Consider the following 22,189-nt stretch of genomic DNA (forward strand, 5'->3'; position numbering starts at 1 on the left):
TATTTAATCTTTCAATAGGATTAGTTTGACCAGTTTCTTTACCTACTGCCCGATGACGTTTACTAGGAATTACTGTCTTATAGGACTCCCAAAAGTCTGTGTAAGCAACAGCGCATTGTCGGTAAACACTTGGTAAACTGGCCCCAAAGTTTTTTGGCTGATTGACGACTCCTATCTCCGCGCATAGCAACCAATAATTTCCCTTGTCTTTCTATCAATTGCCAGCCAAATATAAACCTTTATCGTCTTCCCAAGTGGTAATTACATCAATCTTCAGATTCCGCAAAGCTTGCACGACCGAGCGTTGACCCGCATCTTCATCAAAGTAGAGACGGATTTGACTCATTACAATTCACCGGCTCGATATCGGGATTCCCAGTCTTCACAATCCGCTCGGTAAGCATAGATATCGGCTTCTATCCGTTCTTTATTCGCGTGATAATACGCTAGAGCGCTATAAATTTGAGCCAGATTTAACCGAGGATACTCCCTAGCGATCGCTTCGGCACTCATTCCCGTTTTATGATCCATGACTAAACTTTGAATCGTGATTCTAGTTCCCGCAATCCGGGGACGGGCATTACAAATATCTGGACTAGCAACAATAAATTCGCCAATATCGATGCCTATAGCCATATTTCCCCTTAGAGAATTCCCTTTCATTGTACCCCGTTCCCCAATTCTAACAACAAAAAAGCACCCCCTCGCGGGAGTGCCTTTTCGTTCAGACTAGGAATTAACCATTGATAGCGGGAGCGGTCAGAGCTACAGGAGCCTGTTCACCACTAGCCAAGTCTAAGGGGAAGTTATGTGCATTACGTTCGTGCATTACTTCCATACCGATACCAGCGCGGTTCAGCACATCGGCCCAAGTACCGATTACACGACCTTGAGAATCGAGAATCGACTGGTTGAAGTTGAAACCGTTGAGGTTGAACGCCATGGTGCTAACACCCATTGCCGTAAACCAGATACCGATTACCGGCCAAGCACCCAAGAAGAAGTGCAGGGAGCGGCTATTGTTGAAAGAAGCGTATTGGAAGATTAAACGTCCGACCGAGGTAGCAGAAGACACCTAGTAAGAAGTGGAAAATGACTAACTGGTAGGGACCACCGTTGTATAACCACTCACACGTCATCTCCATCAACCCAAAGAATCAACACAGGTCTTTTTTTTGATGATGTACCATCAGTAAATAGAATTTTGGCAACCCAGAACTCACCTCCTTTAATAATCGTCATATAAACCTTCGTCTTCTGAGGCATAACTATTCAGAAAAGAAGAATGAAGGCGATCGCTAACTAAGGTTTTGGGCTGAATAGTAATCACCCACTTCCCTTTACCAATTCCTTGCACAATAGAACTGGGAAGATTGAGTTGCTCCCCTTCTTCAATTTCTACTTCAAAAGCTAATTTTAATAACTGATTTTTCATAAAGCAAAAACACCTATAATATTGGAGATGTTAGCACAGCGCGTAGAAGCATCAGCGATCGCCATCATCAAAAGTGAAAATAACTCGGCCTTGCAATAAAGCATAAGCTAACTGTTCCTCATCAGAAGCCCCCATTAGCTCTTCCTCTGAAGAGATTGTAATACCATTTCTCTAAATGAAAACTACACATCGAATTTAAATCCCCCTTTAAGTTCCCCTTTTTAAGGGGGATTTAGGGGGATTAAACTTCTGTAGTCAGACTTTGGAGAATTGGTAAACCTTTGGCGATCACATTAGGAACACTTTCATCCAGTGAGATCACTATCTTCTTGTTAATTAAACTTTAAAACAGTGCGATCGCCTACGCCAACTCATCCTACAATTGCTTGAACTATCAAAACAGATTAGAAAGGCGGTAACTGAAAATGACCAGCGACAATCCCCGGAACGGTAATATCCTCATCTAATTCTTCCCACCGTAGAGCATAGCCGTTGACTTCAACCTTAACCGCCGCCAATTGCTCATTCGTTGCTTGTTTCAAAATACGGAAGCGATCACTAGGAAAACCGATAATACGTCCATCACTGAGTTCAACGTATATCATGCGTTCTTCTGCCCAGGCTCGAATGGCGGCAGGCTCAACAGTCATTATAGGATTAATGTTTGTGGAAATCACGATAAGCACTCCTTAAAAGGTCTTGATTTTTATAAACTAGCCTCTCTACTTCCCGTAGCTCATGGGAAGGAATACCACGATTGGAAGCTAAAATGATTATCGGTTCAAGCCAAAATTTACATTCACCATCAGGAGAACGTACATGAGTAGGTGGCGGTTCGGAACCTTCATCGGAATAGAAGTGAAACCGAAAATGTCCAATTCTAATGACCGTTGGCATTCAGTGAAATTCGTAATCATTGAGGGTTGCTGGTTCTTTATTATAGTCGGAAATTGTAGCGATCATTGTCGCACGCCAATCAGACCGATAAGGACTTTCAGAGCGCTCGCCAATCGCGTAGGGTGCAATTAACGCACCTTTTTATTTTTATTGGCTTATTATATGCGTTCTTTATCGAAAGCTTCAATTAATAATATCTATTCAAGAGATATTGTAACATCAATCCCTCACATTCTTAAACCTTTGTTGATCGCCTTAGAAATACTTTCATCCAGTGCGATCGCTTTAGTCTTGTCAACTGCGATCGCTGGTGGGCATTGTTAAGTTTTCTTGAACGGGGGATTTTTGTAATCAAGAGTAGAACCATCAATATTTATGGTTCGGTTGGCTCTTGGTATGATACGAATGTCTATGGAGAAATGGGTGTTATACATTCCAGTCAAATTAAATTTGACAACTAGCGATCGCTTTTCGGCGGGAACAGAGAATTAGATAAGAAATACTAATATTTTGTCGCCATCAGGTTCTAGCCGCAATTCAATTGAGTATAAAATAATCTCAGAAAAAGCCTTCAGAAAATGTCAAATCAACCATGAAAAAAATTATTTTGATTTCTAGTCTATCTTTGACAATGGTAGTCGGTACTTCCTGGGCAAAACCCAATATAGTTTTGGCTCAAACTTGTAATTACTTTGCCGGAACTGCTGTGACGGGAAAAAGCGTTAACATCGATTTATGTTCAATTGTTCCGGCTAGTTCGCGTAGTGTTGACTTTGTTTATTATTTAGGAAATCAACGACTGGTTAGCCAAGCTAATTGTGATAACGGAACTTGGACGACTTTTCCCGAAAGACAAATTCATCGTCCCCGCTCTCAGGCGACTCAAACAATGCTAGAGGTGGTGTGTAGTTACAGATTCAATAGTTCTCAATCCACATCAAGAATCGCCACAGCAATAGTCTTTTCTCCACCATCAAATGTGAGAACATCCCCCAATGGCAATATCATCTGTTCAGTCAGAGAACGTAGAACCATCAATATTTATGGTTCGGTTGGCTCTTGGTATTATACGGATGTCTGTGGGGAAATGGGTGTTATACACTCCAGTCAAATTAAATTTGACAACTAGAGATCGCTTTTCTACGGGAACACAGAAACGGGTAGAATCGATCAATGCAGTTGTTTTCTTTCGAGGTGTCGTCATTAATAAGAAAGCTACCCGTTCCTTAGCCGGTATTGCCGGAATTGTCGCCGTTGCCACCTTAATCAGTAAGGTTTTTGGTTTAGTCCGCGAACAGGTAATCGCCGCTGCCTACGGTGTCGGGCCAGTGGTGAACGCCTACGCTTTTGCCTACGTTATCCCCGGTTTTCTGTTAATTCTCCTCGGTGGCATTAACGGCCCCTTTCACAGTGCTTTGGTCAGTGTTTTGGCCAAAAGAGATAAATCCGAGTCCGCGCCGATTGTCGAGACTATTACCACCCTAGTCAGTGCGATTTTATTAGCTGTCACCGTCTTTTTAATCGTTTTTGCCAATATTTTTATCGATGTTCTCGCTCCCGGTTTAGATGCCGCCACCCGCAGCATGGCCATTCAACAACTGCAAATTATGGCCCCCATGGCGGTTTTAGCCGGTTTAATCGGCATCGGTTTCGGTACTCTCAACGCGGCGGACCAATACTGGCTACCGAGTCTCAGTCCGCTTTTTTCCAGTGTGGCGGTGATTATCGGGGTGGGTTTGCTGGCTTGGTTTCTTGGCGATCGCATTGATGAGCCGCAATATGTGCAACTGGGGGGTTTTGTCCTCGCCGGTGGTACTCTCGTCGGGGCGCTCTGGCAATGGTTAGCACAAGTGGGCGCACAAGTCAAGTCAGGTTTAGGAAAATTAACATTTCGTTGGGATTGGCGGATACCGGGGGTGTCGGAGGTGTTGCGGGTGATGATTCCGGCCACCTTATCTTCGGGAATGTTGCATATTAACGTTTATACTGACCTCTTTTTCGCTTCTTTTATCGAAAATGCCGCCGCTTCCATGCGTTACGCCAGTTTTATCGTTCTCACGCCCTTGGGCATCATGTCTAACATGATTCTCGTGCCGTTTATGCCGATATTTTCTCGACTGACGGAACCGGAAAATTGGGGAGAATTGAAGCAAAGAATCCGTCAGGGTTTATTATTGACGGCTTTAACCATGTTACCCTTCACCGCTATCTTTATCGCCCTCGCTTTCCCGGTAGTGCGGGTTATCTATCAACGGGGTGCCTTTAATCTGGCTGCCTCGGAACAGGTGGTTCCCGTATTAATGGCCTACGGTTTCGGGATGTTTTTCTATCTCGGTCGCGATGTTTTAGTACGAGTGTTCTATGCTTTGGGTGATGGCGAAACTCCTTTTAAGGTGAGTATGGTAAATATTTTTCTCAATGGTGCGCTGGATTTCCTCTTGTATAGACCTTTTGGTACTCCGGGGATTGTTTTAGCAACCGTGGGGGTTAATATCCTTTCTATGGGCATTTTTACGGTGATTTTAAATCGTCGTTTAGGAGGTTTACCCTTGGGAGAATGGGGTTTATCCTTATTGGGATTAACGGTAATTACAATACTTTCTGGTGTTAGTAGTTGGGGTGCTAGTTGGGGTTGGGAAAAGGTTTTCGGTGCTGGTAATATTTTCCTACAATTATTACAGTTAGGTTTTGCTTCAACCGTAGCGGTGGGTTTATTCCTCCTCGGTGCGATGTTATTGAAGTTACCGGAATTAGACCTATTAATCTCGCGAGTTCGTCAGAAGTTCTTGAAAAAATCTTAGGTTTAAGTTGCTGCCTCACCTCATCATTACATACTATCAGGTTATTTATTTTTAGGAATTGGGGGCAGTTGCGGTGATTTTCGGCGAGAATTAGAACCGGATATTTTCGGGGGTAGGGGTGCAGAATTGCGATTAGATAAACTTTGAAGGCTCTTTTTCATATTAGCAGGTTCCGGCAGTTCTAGAGTTACCCCTTCCCCAGCAGTCATTGTTTCCTCTGGTAGGCATAAATCAAAAACAAACGCAGAATTATTAGTTAAATCGGCCAATTCTAATTTTACCATTTCTGGAGAGTATTCTCGTGCTAAGAAAGGTTCAATTTCGGTTTTAATTAACTGTTCTAATTGAGCCAGATAATTGATCTTAACAGGAGTAACAATTAAAGTTAACATTTCTTGCCAACCTTGCCCCCCTAATTCGGCCAAAATATCCCCATAACAGCGAATTTTCCAGCTACCTATTCCTAAATCTCGATAGGAAAAAATTTCCAGCCACCCCCCAGCATCCGATCGATAATAATGGGTATATCGTTCGCTACTTTCGGGAGATTCGTAATCGATACGCACTTCAATATGAGCAAAAGGAGAATCCAGACGGGCCAAAAGACGATAGTTTTCCGAGACAATTTCTAGGGAATTAGTAGAAATTGTGCGTCCGTGATTCTCCCCTTGTTTTTGCAGTATAAATTCCATAATCCTAGCCTAGGCCTAATGTTTGGCCATGACGCTAAAACTTAGGATTTGTGCCGGGAGATTTGCGCTTTTAATTCCCCTGCTTGTGTCAGTAAATCCGCTTGGGTTAGACTAATTTGTTCTTGGGTGGCCATCCATTTCAGTTGTACCGTGCCATTTTCAGCCTCAGCATCCCCCAAAATTATACAGCCCACGGCCTTAGCTCGATCGGCCCGTTTAAATTGTTTCCCGAAAGCGCTGCCGCTTAAGTCTAACTCGACGCTAAACCCCAATCCGCGTAATTGCTGCGCTAATACCACACTGCGGGCCTCAGCTTTTTCTCCTTTGGAGACGAGATAAAAATCGGGAACCAAAAAAGATAAAGATTGCTTTTGTTGTAATAATATAATCAGACGTTCTAAACCGATCGCCCAACCCACTGCCGGCGTGTCTGGACCGCCTAATTGAGCTATTAAACCATCATAACGACCACCACCGCAAACCGTAGCTTGAGCGCCTAAATCATCGGACTGAATTTCAAAGGCCGTATGGGTGTAATAGTCCAATCCACGCACTAAAGAGGGATTAAGATTATAGATAACTCCCAAATCGGTTAGTAAAGATTGCACCCGTTCAAAATGCTTTTGAGAATCACTACCGAGATGTTCAAGAATACTGGGGGCATTCTCACAGATAATCTTGGTTTTCTCGTCCTTACTATCCAAAATTCGCAGGGGATTTTTTTCTAATCTCTGTTGAGAATCCGCGTCTAAATCAGCTTTGTAGGGAGTCAAATAATCTAGCAGGGCCTGACGATAATTTTGCCTATCTTGGGCATTTCCCAGGGAATTAAGGTCTAATTTTAGGTTTTCTAGCCCCACAGCTTTTAATATCTCGCTGGCAAGGGTAATTACTTCCACATCCGCCCTAGGGTCATCAGTTCCCAACAATTCGACCCCAATTTGATGAAACTGTCGCTGCCTACCCGCTTGCGGACGTTCATAACGAAACATCGGCCCCTTATACCAGAGTCTTTGTACTCCTCCGGCGGCCTGTAATTTGTGTTCAATATAGGCGCGAACGACCCCAGCCGTTCCCTCCGGTCGCAAAGTCAGGGAACGTTGACCGCGATCAAAGAAAGTGTACATTTCTTTACCCACCACGTCCGTCGCTTCCCCGATACCCCGTTCAAAAAGTTGCGTCTGTTCAAAAATAGGAGTTCGTATCTCTTGATACAGCGCAGTCCCTAAAATTCTGCTGGCAGTTTCCTCTAACCACTGCCAGTAACCGACCTCCGCCGGTAAAATATCTTTTGTGCCTCGGATTGCCTGGATTTCGCCCATAGTTCTCTGTATTTTTATCCCTATTTGAACAATCTTAAACCGCTTAGAGTCACTAATACCGTCGATCCTTCATGACCGATAACACCCAGAGGTAAAGTTATATCACCGGCAAAATTGGCTATTAGCAATATGCCGATAAACGCGAGGGCGAAAGTGATATTCTGTTTAACGATGCGATTGGCACGACGACCGAGGTTAATCGCGCTGGGAATTTTGGCTAAATTATCGGACATAAGGATAATATCGGCCGTTTCCAAGGCCACATCACTACCAGCTTTTCCCATGGCAATCCCCACATTAGCCATAGCTAAAGCGGGCGCGTCATTAATGCCATCCCCCACCATAGCGACAGTGTGATATTTTTCTTGGAGATTTTGGATAACGGTTAACTTATCTTCGGGCAGTAAATCAGCGTAAACTTCCTCAATACCGAGTTTTTCAGCAACTTTATCGGCACTTTGTTGATTATCACCCGTAATTAAAACGATATGTTCGATACCGATCTTTTTTAGCTGCTTCACCAGATTAACTGCCGATTCCCGCAGGGTATCGGCCACAGCGATCGCACCAAGTATCTGATTCTCTTGTACTACCCATACCAGGGTTTTGCCTTCTTTTTGTAAACGTTCGCGGATAGCTAGGATATTCTGGTCAAGATCAGCAATATGGTCACGAATATAGGCAAAATTGCCCACAGATACCGACTTATCGGCAATTTTTCCCGTGATACCCCGTCCTGATACCGCTTGCACCTGATTAGCACTGAAGAAATTTATACCACGTTCCCTGGCTGTGGCGGTAATAGCGGATCCGATGGGATGTTCGGAACAGGATTCTAGAGCTGCAGCCACCGCTAACACCTCATTTTCACTGACTGCATGGATAGGGATAATTTCCACCACTTGCAACTTACCAAGGGTGAGAGTGCCGGTTTTATCAAAAGCGATCGCTCGTATGCGGCCGATCATCTCCAATCTTGCGCCATTTTTGAATAAAATCCCCTGTTTTGCCCCGTTAGCGATACCCGATAACAAAGCCGGCATAATTGAGGCCATTAAAGCACAGGGAGAAGCCACCACGAGAAAAATTAAGGCCCGATAGATGGTGGTTTCCCAGGTCCAACCCCAGAAAAAAGGCGGTAAAATCCCGAAAATTAAGCCCAAAATCACGATAATTTTCGCATAACCTCGCTCGAAACCTTCGATAAACTCTTGGGAGGGAGGGGATTCATTTTGCGCTTTTTCTACCAAACGAATCACCCTCTCAATTAAGCGACTTTCGGGGGGAGTTTCCACCTTTAAACGTAGCACTCCCGCACCGTTGAGAGTTCCCGCAAAGACTTCTTCACCGATGGTTTTATCCACGGGAAGCGATTCTCCGGTAATTGGCGCTTGATTAATGGGACTGTTTCCCTCCATAATAATGCCGTCAATGGGGATTAATTCGCCCGGTTTGACCAAAACTGTGTCACCGATCCGTAATTGCTTGATAGGAACCTCTTTTTCCCTGTCTCCCGTGATTAATCTAGCAGTATCGGGAGTCATGGCCATGAGAGAACGAATATTGCGATCGGTTTTTGCCATGGCAATCTGTTCTAATGCGCCACTAATGGCGAAAATCAGGATTAAAACGGCTCCATCGATGATGAGATAGTAATTACTGTCCCAGAGTCCCAAAATCGCCGCCCCCAGGGCCGCTACAATCATTAACAGGTCCACATCTAGTTCTTTTTCCTCCCATAAAGTCGTCAATCCTGCTTGGGTACTCTCGTATCCTCCCACCAGATATGCGATCGCTAGTAGGATAAAAGCCGGGCCGATCAGATTAAAGTGTAGGCATAACCAACCAAAAAAGACTAAAATAGCGCAAATTCCTGCGGCAACTGCCGAGGAATACTCAGACAACCAAGAGGACGAGATACTCTGAATCATGGATCGATGGCAATTACTTTTCTCCCCATTCTAGAAAAAATTAGATCGATGCAGAAAACCCCTAGGACGTTATCCCCTGCAGCTAAGGGACTTGCGCTTTGATCCTGTGCCATTTAGGGCGAACGCGGTTCGCCCCTACGTTAATGTACCTTTTGGGCGAACGCGGTTCGCCCCTACGTTAATGTACCTTTTGGGCGAACGCGGTTCGCCCCTACATTGTGGACAAAATCCGTTACTGTAGGGGCGCAATGCTTGCGCCCTCCGAGTGCTCAGGTTTGCTGATCACCCTAAGTAGAGGGAGAGCCTTCGAGTTCCCCCGCAGCTAAGAGACTTGCGCTTTGATAATATGCCATCTGGCCGGTCTGATTCTTCTACAGAGCGATTTTCTGGCTGGGATATTATTCCCACGCAAGTCCCTAACCCCGAAAGGGGCGACTTTCGGCAGTAGAGATATAATTTCCTTATCTTCCTTTCCCCCTTTCTTCGATGCTATCCTTACTAAAAAAGCTCTGGAATTGGCTAAAATCGCTCTTTATTGCCAGTCCAAAGGCAATTAACCCCAAAGAAGTCAAAAATACTCCTCCAGAACCCAGCGATGGGGAATATGAAGGGATATTGATGGGGTTATTCGAGCAGGTGGCGGCGGGAACCACTACCGGCGGGTTACGGGGATGGCTATACAGTCGCCATTGTGACGATAAAAAGCTGGCGCGGTGGTTAGAGGTCAAAAGCGAGGAATGGCTACAGTATCCGGAAGATTATCAAACTTTAGGGCGGAATCTGGCGGCTTTAGGCAAGGTGATGACGGGAAATCTGGGGGAAGTGTCCCAACGGATTAGCCTCCAGTTGCGCGACGCGGTGAGGGATGTTTCCGGTGTGGAGGGGGAAAATCTAGGCTCAAAGGAGACGGATTTAACGGAAGTGGTTCAGGATGCCGAATTCTGGTTTGAGCAAGGAAACCAGAAATACATGAATGGGGATTTTCTCGGCGCGATCGCATCCTATGATCGAGCTTTAGAAATTAAACCCGATTTCCATCAAGCTTGGGATATTCGAGGAGTTATACTAAACAATTTAGGGCGGTATGAAGAAGCACTTGCTTCCTCTGACAAGGCTTTAGAAATTAAACCCGATTTTGATCATGCTTGGTATGTCCGAGGATTTGCACTAGACGGTTTAGGCAGATTTGAGGAAGCGATCGCATCTCACGATCGAGCTTTAGAAATTAAACCCGATTACCCTGATGCTTGGATCAGCCGAGGGATTGCGTTATATAATTTAGGCAGATTAGAAGAAGCGATCGCATCCTGGGATCGAGCTTTAGAAATTAAACCCGATGACCACTATGCTTGGCACATCCGAGGGGTTGCGTTAAGGAATTTAGGCAGATCAGAAGAAGCGATCGCATCCTACGATCAAGCTTTAGAATTTAAACCCGATGACCATGAAGCTTGGAACAACCGAGGGAGTGCGTTAGCTAATTTAGGCAGATTGGAAGAAGCGATCGCCTCTTACGATCGAGCTTTAGAATTTAAACCCGATTACCATGGAGCTTGGTACAACCGAGGGAATGCGTTAGCTAATTTAGGCAGATTAGAAGAAGAGATCGCATCCTATGATCGAGCTTTAGAATTTAAACCCGATTACCATCAAGCTTGGTACAACCGAGGGAATGCGTTATATAATTTAGGCAGATTTGAACAAGCGATCGCATCCTACGATCGAGCTTTAGAAATTAAACCCGATTACCATCTAGCTTGGAACAACCGAGGGATTGCGTTAGCTGATTTAGCCAGATTTGAAGAAGCGATCGCATCCTACGATCGAGCTTTAGAAATTAAACCCGATTTACATGAAGCTTGGTACGGCCGAGGGTGGGCCGTTTGTTCTCTGAGTAAAAATCGCATTTCTACTCCTAGTCTAGAAGCTCTCATTTACCGTAAACCGATAGTAGCCCTTAATGACCGAGAACCCCATATTTTCGCCCTCCGGGAGGCACTTCCCCACCTCATTCAAGGATCGCCTCCGTGGGGGCAAATTTATCGCTATCTAGGGGAAGCTTATCTGGAACATTCCCGATATAAAGAGAATGCTAGTCCCTATTGGCGCGAAGCAATCCGACATTATCAAATCGCTTTACCGATTCTCAGCGAAAAAGACTTCCCGGAAGATCATTTAAAAATTCTGCAAGGATTGATCCGCGCTCATCTTTCCCTACAGGAAATCCCTGAAGCGCGATTCTATCAACAACAGGGGCGCCACCTTTTCACCCGACTACGCGCCCAGAAACGCGATAAACCGGCTTTTGAGGCAAAATTCAGCAGTTTTAGTCACCTAGAAATCGATTTACTGATCGAGGAAAATCATCCCCTAGACGCAATTGAACAGGCAGAATTTTATAAAAATCGTTGTTTGACTTGGATTCTCGATAATTGGCAAGAAAACCCCACCAGTCCCGATTATGCCACTATCCAAAGCCTGACCAGTCCGAATAAGGCGATTATTTACTGGTATCTCAGCGAGGACAATCTCACCACCTTTATTATCACCGCAGAGGCTGATCCCGTCATTCTAGAGCCAGAACAACGCCGTCAACCAGCGCGACAGTTTCGGACTTGGTTAACTGAATGGGATAAACAATACCTTGACTATGCCAGTAAAAAAGAAACCGAGAATAAACAAAATCACCCCTGGAGATTGTCACTTAACAGCCGTTTTGCCCAATTAAAGCGGATTTTACAGATCGATAAAATTCTCGAACCTTTGCCGGTTTCCGTTGATTCCCTGATTCTCATCCCCCACCGGGATCTGCACCGCTTCCCCCTACATACCCTCTTCCCCGAAAAATACACCGCCACCTATCTCCCCTCTGCTCAGGTCGGTTTGCGTCCCCAGTCCGGCGATTCCTCCTATTCTCCCCTCCTCAGCGTCGAAGACCCCAAAACGGAACAAAAACCCATGGATTTAGCCCAACTGGAATCAGCGATTATTAGCCATATCGTGCAACCGAGCCAGAGAATTAGCCCGAAAAAGGCATCACGGGAAAACGTCCGCAAAGCCCTCGAAAATGCCCATAAAACCTTTCATTTCACTGGTCACGGCTTTTATGACTCTTTTCGTCCCCAGGAGTCTGCGATCGCCCTTAGCGATGGTTTATTGACTGTCCGGGATATCAACAAGCTCAACCTCTCTAGTTACCGTCTCGTCTGTCTGGCTGCCTGTGAAACCGCTCTCACCGGTAAGGATGGCATTACTACCGAATACGTCGGCCTCGTCAGTGCTTTCTTGGCAGCCGGTGCGACTAATGTGGTCAGTACCCTCTGGCCGGTGAAGGAGATTTCTAGTGCTTGGTTTATGGTTAACTTCTATCAAAGATTATTAGCGGGTGAATCCCCGGCCCTAGCTCTGAAAAATACACAAAATTGGTTAAAAAATATCACTTGGCAGCAACTAGCTAACTGGATCGAGCAACTTGGACAACTTCCCGACCTAAGGGAAGGGGTCGATCGACTGGAGGTGAGGGCGGCGAATATTTTAAAGGAAGGCAGTACAATAGGGCTAGATCAACTAACAGAATATAGTGATCCTTACCATTGGGCAGCCTATACCCTGACTGGACAGGACTAACTTATGGAAATTCCCAAAACAATTATCGATCTTGAAGCGCTGCTAATCGCCCTCGCACAGCAGACTGAACCCTTGCCAGAATATCTACAGCGATCGCTCAAAGAAATTGAACGATTATTAAGGGAAGAACAACCCCAGGCAGCAACACAATTGCGGCAACTTGTCAAGGATTTTCCCCCCCTAGAAAAAGCTTATAAAAAAGCGATCGAAGAGTTAGACGCAGCCTATGCTAACCAAGAATGCGCCAAAAGTTTAAGCGTCATTTTTCCCGATAGTTTAGATTTCGAGGCCCTATTTATTAATGATGTTATTCCTAGCCAAGATTGGGTAAAAACTGCCCAAAAATTAGCTGGATCCCCCCTGCCCCCCTTGATAAGGGGGGTGCCGACAGGCGGGGGGATCCCCCTTGATTCAGGATCCCCCCTGCCCCGCTTGATCTATCCATTAGTAAGGGGGGTGCCGAAACGCGAGGGGATCCCCCTTGATCACGAGGGTGCTGATTCCCCTCGATTTTGGGATAAAGCCGATCGCCTGATGGTGGTAACGGTGGGAGGTGCGGCCCTAGGAGGATCGATTGCGGGAGTTTACGGTGCGGTTATTGGTGCGATATTAGCGGCCGGCTGCGGATGGTATATTACCTTTAGGAAAACAAAATCAGCATAAATTTTTGATGAAGATTGTTAACATTGAAAACTTTCTTTTGTTAATCGGAACCTTGGTTATTACCGCAAGCGTGGCACTGGTTACAAAAAAACAGCCAAGACGGGGAAACAATAAGTCTTATCTAGAAATTCTTTTTGTTTCTGGGTTAACTTTGTGGACTGCATTTACCCTAGTTAAGGTCGTCTATAAAGTGTTAACCGATGAAAATTTTCAGAAATGCCTTGGTTCGGATAGTCAAATCCCTCTTTTGCTAGGTGCTGTTCTCGGTATCTATATTTCTATTAAAGAGATTTGTAAATTATTTGAAGCGAAGTAATAGAAATGCCAGCTTTATCCATATCCAAAAGTTATACTAAATCCTGTTGAGAAGGTGTAGAATAAGCGTTGGGTTTCATGCTTTAACTCAACCTAAGTTCTATAAACATTATCAGTAACCCCAAAAAAAAAGGAAGCTAAATCATGAAAATTACTATCGATATTCCCGATGAATTGCTTCAACATTACAACTACAATAATCTTACCCGTGAAATTTTAGAGGCTTTGGTGGTGCAGGCCTACCGAGCGGAAAAAATCACCAGTGCTGAGGTCGGAAGTATTTTAGGTCTATCTTCTCGTTGGGTGGTGGATGCTTTTTTGAAAAACCACGATGCCGATTTACATTACGATGAAGTCGATCTAGACAGCGATCGCAAGACTCTTCAGCAACTTCGCAACAAACACGATCATAGTCTTTTATGATAGTCGTTTCAATTAAATTGAAGATAGATTTCGCCTTTGATATCCCCTTAATAAGGAGGGCGCTGATACCCCCTTGATCCTAGGGTTGATTCATGAATCAACCCTACTACCCTTAATAAGGGGGCGCTGATGGTTTTTAACACCTACCTACTTAGGGTCTGCTGAATAATGGTACGCCAATTCAACAACGCCGAATAATCTTATACTACTCCTAATCACTTCTTATCTCTTGACAATGACCTTAGAAACCGATCACGGTAAAAGCCATCCCGTCGGGGCAACTGTATTGGCCGATGGTGTCAACTTCTCACTATTTTCTAAGTATGCCACTGCGATCGAATTATTATTATTTGATGATGCCAATTCCCCGCAACCTAGTCAAATTATTCGTCTCAATCCCCAAGAAAACCGCACCTTTTTCTATTGGCATATTTTCGTTCACGGGATTGGAGCCAGTCAAGTGTATGCTTATCGAGTCTATGGTCCAGATAATGCAGCCCAGGGTCATCGCTTCGATCCTGATAAAGTAGTTCTCGATCCCTATGCGAAAGCGATTGTCGGTGCGGAAATTTATGATCGACAAGCTGCCAGCGAAAAAGGCGATAATTGTCATCGAGCTTTGCGGGGTCTGGTGGTCGATCCGGGCTGCTATGATTGGGAAGATGACAAACCGTTACGCACTCCCTACTCTGCCAGTTTTATCTACGAAATGCACGTCGGTGGCTTTACTCGCAACCCGAATTCCGGCGTTAGCGAGGAAAAAAGAGGTACTTTTGCGGGATTAATCGAAAAAATACCCTATTTGAAAAACCTAGGCATTACTGCCGTGGAATTGTTGCCGATTCATTACTTTGATCCCGCTTCGGCCATGCCGGGGTTAACTAACTATTGGGGTTATAGCACGATCAGCTTTTTTGCGCCCCATGCCGGTTACAGTAGCGATCGCTCACCCCTGGGTCCTTTGAATGAATTTCGAGATCTGGTGAAAGCTTTACACAAAGCGGGGATCGAAGTGATTCTCGATGTGGTTTTCAATCATACCGCCGAGGGGGACGAAACCGGGCCGACTCTTTCCTTGAAAGGTATCGATAATCGCACCTACTACATCCTTGATGCGGTCGATAAAAGCCTCTATAGCAACTATACCGGCTGTGGTAACACCCTCAAGGGCAGTCATCCGATTGTTGGCAAAATGATTCTCGATTGTTTGCGCTATTGGGTGTCGGAAATGCACGTGGATGGTTTTCGCTTTGACCTAGCGGCCGTGTTATCGCGCAATGTGGACGGGGAACCGATCCTGCAAAAAGGTTATAACATGATCTGGGCGATCGAATCGGATCCTGTCTTAGCTGGGACAAAATTAATCGCCGAAGCTTGGGATGCGGCAGGATTGTATAGTGTCGGTCAATTTGTCGAATTTGCCGATTGGTTTTCCGAGTGGAATGGTCCTTTTCGCGATGATGTGCGTGCTTTTGTCCGGGGAGATACCGGCATAGTCACGAAATTAGCGGCGCGGATTTTAGGAAGCCCCGACATATACCACAGACCTAACACTGATGTCAATAGAAGTATAAATTTTGTTACCTGTCACGATGGCTTTACCCTTAACGATCTAGTGTCCTACGACGAGAAACACAACGAGGCTAACGGCGAGGAGAATCGGGACGGTTGCAACGATAATTTTAGCTGGAATTGTGGGATAGAAGGGGAAACCAATAACGAGGCGATTAAAACCCTGCGACTGCAACAAATAAAAAATCTCTTAACGATCCTGTTCATTTCCCAAGGAACACCTATGCTGTTGATGGGGGACGAAGTGCGACGCACCCAAAAGGGCAACAATAACGCCTATTGTCAGGATAACCAGTTAAGTTGGTTCGATTGGAGTGCGGTAGAGCAAGAGTTCGATCTTTGGTGTTTCGTAAGGAGACTGATCGATTTTAATAAAAAATTAGCTCTTTTCCGTCAAGAAAAATTGCTAGAAGTCACCTATACCAGTCTTGAACCCCATCTCAGTTGGCATGGTGTACAGTTGAGTAAACCCGATTGGTCGGAAGATTCCCGCAGTTTAGCTTTTTCCCTGCGTCATCCTAAGGCAAACGAGTATTTACACATTATGCTCAACGCTTACTGGGAATCTCTCAACTTCCAGTTACCACCCTTGGGACAAGGGGAAAAATGGCATCGCGTCATTGATACTGCTGGGCAATTGTCCGAGGCAGCCTGTGATTTAGATGCCGCCGCCGCTATTGAATCGGAAAATTATCGGGTGCAAGCGCGTTCGGCGGTAGTTTTAATCGTTAAATCAGTATAACAAGGGGAGAGATATTGCTCGATCGACCGATGTTGAATGCTTTAACTAATGAACAATGGCATCAATTCAATCGTCAAGTGGAAAAACGTTATTTATTTGCGGAGCAATAGCTGAAATGATGCGGCTTTCATTAGCGAAACGGGTATCGATTCTCTCTTTGTGTTTAATTGGTTTTTCCCTGCCTTGGACTCCGTTCAGCGCTTCACCAGTACAGGCGAACCTAGAACCGACTGCGATCGCTATTGGTGATCCCGTTCGGGAAGAAAAGCAAGCTCGGCAGATAGTGGAATGGTTGGGAACTAAACAATACGGTAAAGTTATTGCAGCTTTGTCACCCCAACTAAAACCCCTCTGGACTGCCGAAAAACTGCAAAAGGTCTGGGAAAGCCAAGTCACTGACCATACTGGACCGTTTAAGCGCATTGTCAAAAGCAAGCTACTCGATGCTATCAATGCCAATCTGGTGATTGTCACCGTTGAATTTGAGAAACTCACTGAAGATGTGGTAATTACCTTTAACCAGTCAGGTCAGATAGTTGCCGCCAATTTTCCCGAATTTCGTAGTATTTCTGAGATTGGCGATGCTTTTGTCAAGGCTTTGGCCAATAAAGACTACGGCCTGGCCAGAGGCTATCTACACCCTTTTCTCAAAGCTGAGGTTTTCCCCACCAGAGTGCAAGGCGCTTGGGAAAATTTACTTAAGCGTACCGGCCCCGTGCGTCGGGTCGTGGGAACTCAGGTCAGAAAAGGCTCGGATACGGACGGTGTGGATCTGGTGTTGGTGACGATTCAATTTGAAAAACTGACGGATACCTTAATCCTCGTTTTTGATGATCAAAAGCAGATTGTCAACGTGGATTTCCCTTTAGGCAATTAGTAATCAGCCGAAATTACCCCGTAAATTGAGTTGGAGACGATAAGTTATGTTAGATAAAATCGAAGTTCCCATCGAAGCGATCGCAGCTAGGGAGATTCTAGATTCCCGCGGCCGTCCCACGATCGAAGCGGAAGTGCTGTTAGAATCGGGGGCGCTCGGTTTGGCCCAGGTTCCCAGTGGCGCTTCTACGGGTAGTTTTGAGGCCCACGAATTACGCGATGATGATCCCCAGCGTTACGGTGGTAAGGGTGTCCTGAAAGCGGTTCGCAATGTCCACGAAAAAATTGTCCCAGTTTTGGAGGGGATGAATGCTTTCGACCAAGCTAGTATCGATTTAGCTATGATCCATCGCGATGGCACGGCCAATAAACGAGAATTAGGGGCTAATGCTATCCTAGCCGTCTCTCTGGCTACGGCCAAAGCAGCGGCGGCGGATCTGGGATTGCCTCTCTATCGTTATCTCGGTGGCCCGATGGCCAATGTGCTACCCGTCCCGATGATGAACGTGATCAATGGTGGTTCTCACGCTGATAATAACGTCGATTTTCAGGAGTTTATGATCTTCCCCATCGGGGCCGATTCTTTTAAGGAGGGTTTGCGTTGGGGAGCGGAAGTATTCGCCGCTTTGGGTAAGGCCTTGCACGAACGCAAATTACTGACTGGTGTGGGCGATGAGGGCGGTTATGCTCCTAATTTGGCTTCAAATCAGGAAGCTTTGGATATTTTGATTGAATCGATCGAACGTGCTGGTTATAAACCGGGGTCGGAGGTGGCTTTAGCTATGGATGTGGCCGCCAGTGAATTCTATAAGGATGGTCAATACCTCTACGATGGTTCGGCCCATTCTCCGGCCGAAATGGTGGATTTTTTGGCCAGTTTAGTCGATCGCTATCCGATTATTTCTATTGAAGACGGTTTACACGAGGAGGATTGGGATAACTGGAAATTATTGACCGATAAACTGGGGGCGCGGATTCAGTTGGTGGGCGATGATTTGATGGTGACTAATCCCATCCGTCTGCAAAAAGCGATCGATCTGGGTATTGCTAACTCGATCCTGATTAAACTCAATCAGATCGGTTCTTTGACGGAAACCCTACAAACGATCGCCCTGGCCACCCGTCACGGTTATCGTTCTGTTATCAGTCATCGCTCTGGAGAAACGGAAGACACCACGATCGCAGATCTAGCGGTGGCCACTAATGCCGGACAGATTAAAACCGGTTCTCTCAGTCGCAGTGAACGGGTGGCTAAGTATAATCGCTTATTACGCATCGAAGAAGAATTGGGCGATCGGGCGGTGTACGCGCCGAAAGTCGGTTTAGGTCCAAAATTCTTGGCCTAAAATTTGCAAAAAGTCTTGCAGTGATCGAAAAAGGGTGTTATACTAAAGGTACTGATAACTGATAACTGGTCACTGACTATTGTGGTACTTCGCTGAAACCTTTTTCGGCGAAGTATTTATTTGTGGCCTTTTTTTGCACAAAGTTATGATTTTTGGATCAAAGGTGTTATACTAAAGTTACTGATAACTGATAACTGGTCACTGACTATTGTGGTACTTCGCTGAAACCTTTTTCGGCGAAGTATTTATTTAACCACAGTTCGGGTTAAACAGAGGGGGATAAAGCCCATTCCATGGTCAAGCTGAACTTATCGGGCGTTGTCGCCGTCAGCGCTAGGGAGTTTTTGGGGAAGGGAAAGCATCCCGTCAGATTGCGACCTCCATTGATTTTTGTAAATAATAATTTCAAGGCACTCGCTACTAGCATAGGATGGAAACGTCAGATTTCTAGGATGGGGATGATGAAAGACAGTTCTATATTTCGACGTTTCCCACAGGTGTTCGCGGGTTTATCAGTGCTATCGATCGCTCTCGTCTTGAGTTCGTGGATAGCGGCACGCTCGTTCTTGGCGGTGAAACGGGCGAGCGATGTTTTTGTCGTCACTGGTTCGGCCAAAAGGGCGATTACATCCGATTATCTTCTCTGGCGTTTATCGGTTTCCAGTCAACAACCTACCGCCCAAGATGCCTACCGCGATCTGATCCGGCAAACCCAGCGGATACGAGCTTATCTCAAAGAAAAACAAGTTCCCGAAGACGCAATCACAACCAACGCGATCGAGACGATGGCGATTCCCGAAGTAACAGTTAACGGCCAGGAAACTGGGCAAATTCTTGCCTATCGTCTCACCCAACGCTTCGAGATCCGGGCGAGCGATGTGGCCCGTTACACGGAACTTTCTAGGCAGGTAACGGAATTGATTGAGGAGGGAATTAACCTCGTCTCTGAACCTCCCCAATACCTTTATACCCAACTGGATAAGCTGCGGGTGGAAATGGTGGCGGCGGCGACCAAAGATGCGAGAGCGAGGGCTGAGGCGATCGCTAGTAGTACCGGCAGTCGGGTGGGAAGGGTGCGCGATGCGAAAACGGGAGTTTTTCAGATCACCTCGCGCAATTCCACTGACGTGAGCGATTCGGGAATTTACGACACTTCCTCGATCGACAAAGATATTACCGCAGTGGTTTCGGTGACGTTCGGGATCGAGTGAATTATAGCCTTTACCTAGGGTTTGCTGAAAAAATCTAAAAACCTTGTTGGGTAAGACTTTTAGACTTTTTGTCAATCAAAAAGTACCAGGCATGGGAGTGATCAGGGGGAAAATTCCGGGACTTTTTCCCTGAAAATTAGGTAATTGGCCACCTCAAAACTGGTAAAACCCCACACCCCACACCCCACACCCTGCCACCAGGAAAAACTTTTTCAGTATACCCTACCTAGGGGTGCATCTGATTTTTGTCAATCTACCCAGTGGGGATTTTTCCAAGGAAACTATCTTCTAAAATTCGCGCTTAATGGCGATTTTTTCCTCAATCCCGCCGCAGATTAGCTTTTGCAGTGGGATGCTTAGATGCGGTTGTTCATACATTTGTACTAATTTAAGGATGACTGATCATTGTTGATTGTCGTTATTTCTGCACATCTGAGATGCTACCAGAAAGTCCGGACAAGCTAAGAGAAGATTTTAGTTTCAATCTGGTCATGACAAAACTACCTGAAACTTCAGGAACTGTCCTTGCTATTATCTTTTTGGTTGTCAATCTTTCCCAACTGCTTCGGCAGTTTTTTTGGGCTTTTTTTGCGAACAAATGAACTAAGATAGTCCTTCTCTTTAATAAAAATTATGTTTAAAGTTGTTTTGCCTAAGTAAAACTTATCAATTGGGCGACAAATCAGTGGCATTTAATAGCACGATTTCTGGAGCGAATTTTTCAGCAGCCCCTATCTCATAGCAAGGAGAGAGTGAAACGGCTCTCTCCTTAATTATGGCTATTCGTCGTCGTCGCTGGCACCAACTTGCTTGAGATGAATATGTTTTCTCCCCAAAGTAATTTCAAATTCATCTCCCGGTTTGAGTCCCATTTTTTTGGTGTAGGCCGAACCGATCAGGAGATTATTATTTGATTGGACACTGATCCGGTAGCTGGCCGAGCGCCCACCTCGTCCATGACCATTGGCACTGCTATCTAAGTCAATTCCCTCAGCATCGATTAAAGCATTGAGAAATTTCATCATATTAACGCGTTCAATACCATTTTTTGTCATGGTATAGTAGCCGCATTCCCGGGCTTTTTCCTCTTTGCTGAGGTTGCCTAGCTGTTTAACTTTCTCAATTAGTTCGAGGCCAGTCAGGGGTTCTGGATTAGTAGTTGTGTTCATTTAAGTTTGCAGTAGATAAGTAAAGGTTAGGGTCATCAAGGCTAGTCGAGGAGAATTGCTCCCCCTGACCAGAAACAATCGGGTTACGATTGATCTCTACACTTATCTTACACGGTATAAACTAAAAATTGTCACTTGCTTGGGGAAATTGATTGTAATTGATTAGACTCTATCTCTCGATCAAAATCTTAACAGAATTTATCAATGTTGATGGAGATGCCGGGGTAAGGGAGGTTAGCCTTTCTGTCATCAATGAGAGCAGGGGCTAGGATAGAGATAAAGAGGTAAAAATGAGGGATAATGAAGCTAACAACTAGGGGTCACTATAGTGTTAAAGCCTTGCTGGATCTTAGTTTACAACCGAGGGGAACTCCCGTATCGGTAAAATCGATCGCCCTGCGTCAAGATATCCCGGCTGCTTATCTAGAGAAATTGCTGATAGAAATGCGACGAGCGGGGTTAGTTCGTTCCTTTCGGGGATCGCAAGGGGGTTATCAATTGGCCAGGCCGGCAAATCGGATCTCGTTGGGGCAAATTTTGGAGGCAGTGGGAGAGACGATCGAGCCATTATCAGGCTATCATCCCAGGGACGAACAGGCAGAAGATTGGGTGACATTTACTATCTGGAAACACCTCCACGAGAAATTAAAAGAGGCCCTGGGGAAGATTACCTTAGCCGATTTATACTACGATGCGCGTAGCTGGATCGCCGCTAGGGGAGAGGAAACCAGCTTTATTGTTTAGTAGTTTAGAAGTTATGACAGCAACAACTCAAGGAAAGATTTATGGGGGGGGTTGTCACTGTGGAGCGATCCGTTTTCAAGTGGCGATCGAGCATGATCAAGCTCTAGACTGTAATTGTTCGATTTGTCAGAAAAAAGGTTTTCTGCATCTGATTGTTCCTTCAGCACAATTTACCCTCCTAAGCGGTGAAGATTTCTTAAGTACCTATACATTTAATACCCACACAGCCCAACATTATTTTTGTCGTGTTTGTGGTATTCATCCTTTCTATCGTCCCCGCTCCCATCCTGACGCTATAGATATAAACCTGCGCTGTTTGGATGGCAATGTCTTAGGCGATTTTCAGATCCAGTTCTTTGATGGGGCTAACTGGGAAGACAATATTGAGAAAATTCGGGCTATCGATGGGAAAAGGGAGTAATT

Annotated in this window: 22 protein-coding genes and 3 pseudogenes; 13 read left to right on the top strand and 12 right to left on the bottom strand. The window is 45.4% G+C overall.

What is annotated here, in order from left to right:
• From EWV60_RS17100 to EWV60_RS17130, 7 genes and pseudogenes are all read right to left on the bottom strand, one after another.
• Window positions 1–249 (bottom strand): annotated as a pseudogene (locus tag EWV60_RS17100) (IS1 family transposase); the annotation flags it as partial.
• Window positions 215–346: a hypothetical protein gene (locus tag EWV60_RS17105; RefSeq protein ID WP_255527476.1), complete on the bottom strand. Its 132-nt coding sequence runs from the start codon at window positions 344–346 to the stop codon at window positions 215–217. The pseudogene EWV60_RS17100 and the gene EWV60_RS17105, both read right to left, overlap by 35 nt.
• The gene (locus EWV60_RS17110; protein WP_287233613.1) at window positions 346–636 is read right to left on the bottom strand and encodes a DUF433 domain-containing protein; all 291 of its coding nucleotides are present in this window, start codon (window positions 634–636) and stop codon (window positions 346–348) included. The genes EWV60_RS17105 and EWV60_RS17110 overlap by 1 nt, the downstream gene beginning before the upstream one ends.
• Before the next feature lie 100 nt (window positions 637–736).
• Window positions 737–1,054, bottom strand: a pseudogene (locus tag EWV60_RS17115) (hypothetical protein); the annotation flags it as partial.
• A gap of 174 nt (window positions 1,055–1,228) precedes the next feature.
• Window positions 1,229–1,435, bottom strand: coding sequence for a hypothetical protein (locus tag EWV60_RS17120; protein ID WP_002737153.1), 207 nt, complete (start codon window positions 1,433–1,435; stop codon window positions 1,229–1,231).
• 404 nt (window positions 1,436–1,839) lie between these two features.
• A complete protein-coding gene (locus tag EWV60_RS17125) occupies window positions 1,840–2,085 on the bottom strand; it encodes a DUF2442 domain-containing protein (RefSeq protein WP_043997139.1) in 246 nt (81 codons plus the stop codon).
• A 7-nt stretch (window positions 2,086–2,092) separates the two neighbouring features.
• Window positions 2,093–2,332, bottom strand: a complete 240-nt coding sequence (locus EWV60_RS17130) for a DUF4160 domain-containing protein (RefSeq protein WP_287233617.1) — start codon at window positions 2,330–2,332, stop codon at window positions 2,093–2,095.
• Between the two features lie 592 nt (window positions 2,333–2,924).
• On the opposite strand from EWV60_RS17130, the gene EWV60_RS17135 reads away from it, so the two are divergent.
• Together EWV60_RS17135 and murJ are read left to right on the top strand one after the other, a co-directional pair.
• A complete protein-coding gene (locus EWV60_RS17135) occupies window positions 2,925–3,461 on the top strand; it encodes a hypothetical protein (protein WP_002773569.1) in 537 nt (178 codons plus the stop codon).
• Window positions 3,406–5,133, top strand: a complete 1,728-nt coding sequence (gene murJ / locus EWV60_RS17140) for a murein biosynthesis integral membrane protein MurJ (RefSeq protein ID WP_287233619.1) — start codon at window positions 3,406–3,408, stop codon at window positions 5,131–5,133. Before EWV60_RS17135 ends, murJ begins: the two co-directional genes overlap by 56 nt.
• A gap of 41 nt (window positions 5,134–5,174) precedes the next feature.
• On the opposite strand, the gene EWV60_RS17145 is transcribed toward murJ, so the two are convergent.
• From EWV60_RS17145 to EWV60_RS17155, 3 genes are read right to left on the bottom strand one after another with little or no spacing between them, the layout of a single operon-like run.
• Window positions 5,175–5,825, bottom strand: a complete 651-nt coding sequence (locus tag EWV60_RS17145) for a hypothetical protein (RefSeq protein ID WP_287233621.1) — start codon at window positions 5,823–5,825, stop codon at window positions 5,175–5,177.
• Window positions 5,826–5,866: 41 nt separating this feature from the next.
• Window positions 5,867–7,147 (bottom strand): histidine--tRNA ligase, encoded by a 1,281-nt coding sequence (hisS, locus tag EWV60_RS17150; RefSeq protein WP_287233624.1) that lies wholly within the window; start codon window positions 7,145–7,147, stop codon window positions 5,867–5,869.
• 20 nt (window positions 7,148–7,167) lie between these two features.
• Window positions 7,168–9,078 carry a heavy metal translocating P-type ATPase gene (locus EWV60_RS17155; protein WP_287233626.1) on the bottom strand — a complete coding sequence of 637 codons (1,911 nt, stop codon included), beginning with the start codon at window positions 9,076–9,078 and terminating at the stop codon, window positions 7,168–7,170.
• A gap of 486 nt (window positions 9,079–9,564) precedes the next feature.
• Between EWV60_RS17155 and EWV60_RS17160 the strand changes: the two genes are divergently transcribed.
• The 7 genes from EWV60_RS17160 (at window position 9,565) to eno (ending at window position 18,642) form a co-directional block, all read left to right on the top strand.
• Window positions 9,565–12,705, top strand: coding sequence for a CHAT domain-containing protein (locus EWV60_RS17160; protein ID WP_287233629.1), 3,141 nt, complete (start codon window positions 9,565–9,567; stop codon window positions 12,703–12,705).
• Between the two features lie 3 nt (window positions 12,706–12,708).
• Entirely contained in the window at window positions 12,709–13,368 is a 660-nt protein-coding gene (locus EWV60_RS17165; RefSeq protein ID WP_287233635.1) for a hypothetical protein, read from the top strand.
• A 7-nt stretch (window positions 13,369–13,375) separates the two neighbouring features.
• Window positions 13,376–13,684 carry a hypothetical protein gene (locus tag EWV60_RS17170; protein ID WP_103113381.1) on the top strand — a complete coding sequence of 103 codons (309 nt, stop codon included), beginning with the start codon at window positions 13,376–13,378 and terminating at the stop codon, window positions 13,682–13,684.
• Window positions 13,685–13,827: 143 nt separating this feature from the next.
• Window positions 13,828–14,106 (top strand): UPF0175 family protein, encoded by a 279-nt coding sequence (locus EWV60_RS17175; protein ID WP_004163807.1) that lies wholly within the window; start codon window positions 13,828–13,830, stop codon window positions 14,104–14,106.
• Between the two features lie 235 nt (window positions 14,107–14,341).
• A complete protein-coding gene (gene glgX / locus EWV60_RS17180) occupies window positions 14,342–16,420 on the top strand; it encodes a glycogen debranching protein GlgX (RefSeq protein ID WP_287233638.1) in 2,079 nt (692 codons plus the stop codon).
• A gap of 115 nt (window positions 16,421–16,535) precedes the next feature.
• Window positions 16,536–17,297 carry a DUF3887 domain-containing protein gene (locus EWV60_RS17185; RefSeq protein ID WP_287233640.1) on the top strand — a complete coding sequence of 254 codons (762 nt, stop codon included), beginning with the start codon at window positions 16,536–16,538 and terminating at the stop codon, window positions 17,295–17,297.
• Window positions 17,298–17,343: 46 nt separating this feature from the next.
• Entirely contained in the window at window positions 17,344–18,642 is a 1,299-nt protein-coding gene (eno, locus tag EWV60_RS17190; RefSeq protein WP_123229964.1) for a phosphopyruvate hydratase, read from the top strand.
• 265 nt (window positions 18,643–18,907) lie between these two features.
• On the opposite strand, the gene EWV60_RS17195 is transcribed toward eno, so the two are convergent.
• Window positions 18,908–19,069 (bottom strand): hypothetical protein, encoded by a 162-nt coding sequence (locus EWV60_RS17195; RefSeq protein WP_176721679.1) that lies wholly within the window; start codon window positions 19,067–19,069, stop codon window positions 18,908–18,910.
• A gap of 34 nt (window positions 19,070–19,103) precedes the next feature.
• Here EWV60_RS17195 and EWV60_RS17200 point away from each other — a divergent pair, with 34 nt between their 5' ends.
• Window positions 19,104–19,853 carry an SIMPL domain-containing protein gene (locus EWV60_RS17200; protein WP_002754107.1) on the top strand — a complete coding sequence of 250 codons (750 nt, stop codon included), beginning with the start codon at window positions 19,104–19,106 and terminating at the stop codon, window positions 19,851–19,853.
• A 448-nt stretch (window positions 19,854–20,301) separates the two neighbouring features.
• Window positions 20,302–20,446, top strand: a pseudogene (locus EWV60_RS17205) (transposase); the annotation flags it as partial.
• A gap of 186 nt (window positions 20,447–20,632) precedes the next feature.
• Here EWV60_RS17205 and EWV60_RS17210 read toward each other — a convergent pair.
• On the bottom strand, window positions 20,633–21,022 hold the full coding sequence (locus tag EWV60_RS17210) for an AbrB family transcriptional regulator (RefSeq protein WP_002737568.1): 390 nt from the start codon (window positions 21,020–21,022) through the stop codon (window positions 20,633–20,635).
• Between the two features lie 300 nt (window positions 21,023–21,322).
• On the opposite strand from EWV60_RS17210, the gene EWV60_RS17215 reads away from it, so the two are divergent.
• Together EWV60_RS17215 and EWV60_RS17220 are read left to right on the top strand one after the other, a co-directional pair.
• Entirely contained in the window at window positions 21,323–21,766 is a 444-nt protein-coding gene (locus EWV60_RS17215) for an Rrf2 family transcriptional regulator (protein ID WP_002738021.1), read from the top strand.
• Window positions 21,714–22,187, top strand: coding sequence for a GFA family protein (locus tag EWV60_RS17220; RefSeq protein ID WP_287233646.1), 474 nt, complete (start codon window positions 21,714–21,716; stop codon window positions 22,185–22,187). Before EWV60_RS17215 ends, EWV60_RS17220 begins: the two co-directional genes overlap by 53 nt.
• Window positions 22,188–22,189 lie beyond the last annotated feature (2 nt).

The sequence above is a fragment of the Microcystis sp. Msp_OC_L_20101000_S702 genome (assembly GCF_007095705.1).
GTDB lineage: Bacteria > Cyanobacteriota > Cyanobacteriia > Cyanobacteriales > Microcystaceae > Microcystis > Microcystis ichthyoblabe_A.

Bases quoted from the DNA above. Each gene is read 5' to 3' on its own strand.
- EWV60_RS17105 (WP_255527476.1), bottom strand. From the start codon at position 346: ATGAGTCAAATCCGTCTCTACTTTGATGAAGATGCGGGTCAACGCTCG.
- EWV60_RS17110 (WP_287233613.1), bottom strand. From the start codon at position 636: ATGGCTATAGGCATCGATATTGGCGAATTTATTGTTGCTAGTCCAGAT.
- EWV60_RS17120 (WP_002737153.1), bottom strand. From the start codon at position 1,435: ATGAAAAATCAGTTATTAAAATTAGCTTTTGAAGTAGAAATTGAAGAA.
- EWV60_RS17125 (WP_043997139.1), bottom strand. From the start codon at position 2,085: ATGACTGTTGAGCCTGCCGCCATTCGAGCCTGGGCAGAAGAACGCATG.
- EWV60_RS17130 (WP_287233617.1), bottom strand. From the start codon at position 2,332: ATGCCAACGGTCATTAGAATTGGACATTTTCGGTTTCACTTCTATTCC.
- EWV60_RS17135 (WP_002773569.1), top strand. From the start codon at position 2,925: ATGAAAAAAATTATTTTGATTTCTAGTCTATCTTTGACAATGGTAGTC.
- murJ (WP_287233619.1), top strand. From the start codon at position 3,406: ATGTCTGTGGGGAAATGGGTGTTATACACTCCAGTCAAATTAAATTTG.
- EWV60_RS17145 (WP_287233621.1), bottom strand. From the start codon at position 5,825: ATGGAATTTATACTGCAAAAACAAGGGGAGAATCACGGACGCACAATT.
- hisS (WP_287233624.1), bottom strand. From the start codon at position 7,147: ATGGGCGAAATCCAGGCAATCCGAGGCACAAAAGATATTTTACCGGCG.
- EWV60_RS17155 (WP_287233626.1), bottom strand. From the start codon at position 9,078: ATGATTCAGAGTATCTCGTCCTCTTGGTTGTCTGAGTATTCCTCGGCA.
- EWV60_RS17160 (WP_287233629.1), top strand. From the start codon at position 9,565: ATGCTATCCTTACTAAAAAAGCTCTGGAATTGGCTAAAATCGCTCTTT.
- EWV60_RS17165 (WP_287233635.1), top strand. From the start codon at position 12,709: ATGGAAATTCCCAAAACAATTATCGATCTTGAAGCGCTGCTAATCGCC.
- EWV60_RS17170 (WP_103113381.1), top strand. From the start codon at position 13,376: ATGAAGATTGTTAACATTGAAAACTTTCTTTTGTTAATCGGAACCTTG.
- EWV60_RS17175 (WP_004163807.1), top strand. From the start codon at position 13,828: ATGAAAATTACTATCGATATTCCCGATGAATTGCTTCAACATTACAAC.
- glgX (WP_287233638.1), top strand. From the start codon at position 14,342: ATGACCTTAGAAACCGATCACGGTAAAAGCCATCCCGTCGGGGCAACT.
- EWV60_RS17185 (WP_287233640.1), top strand. From the start codon at position 16,536: ATGATGCGGCTTTCATTAGCGAAACGGGTATCGATTCTCTCTTTGTGT.
- eno (WP_123229964.1), top strand. From the start codon at position 17,344: ATGTTAGATAAAATCGAAGTTCCCATCGAAGCGATCGCAGCTAGGGAG.
- EWV60_RS17195 (WP_176721679.1), bottom strand. From the start codon at position 19,069: ATGCTAGTAGCGAGTGCCTTGAAATTATTATTTACAAAAATCAATGGA.
- EWV60_RS17200 (WP_002754107.1), top strand. From the start codon at position 19,104: ATGAAAGACAGTTCTATATTTCGACGTTTCCCACAGGTGTTCGCGGGT.
- EWV60_RS17210 (WP_002737568.1), bottom strand. From the start codon at position 21,022: ATGAACACAACTACTAATCCAGAACCCCTGACTGGCCTCGAACTAATT.
- EWV60_RS17215 (WP_002738021.1), top strand. From the start codon at position 21,323: ATGAAGCTAACAACTAGGGGTCACTATAGTGTTAAAGCCTTGCTGGAT.
- EWV60_RS17220 (WP_287233646.1), top strand. From the start codon at position 21,714: ATGCGCGTAGCTGGATCGCCGCTAGGGGAGAGGAAACCAGCTTTATTG.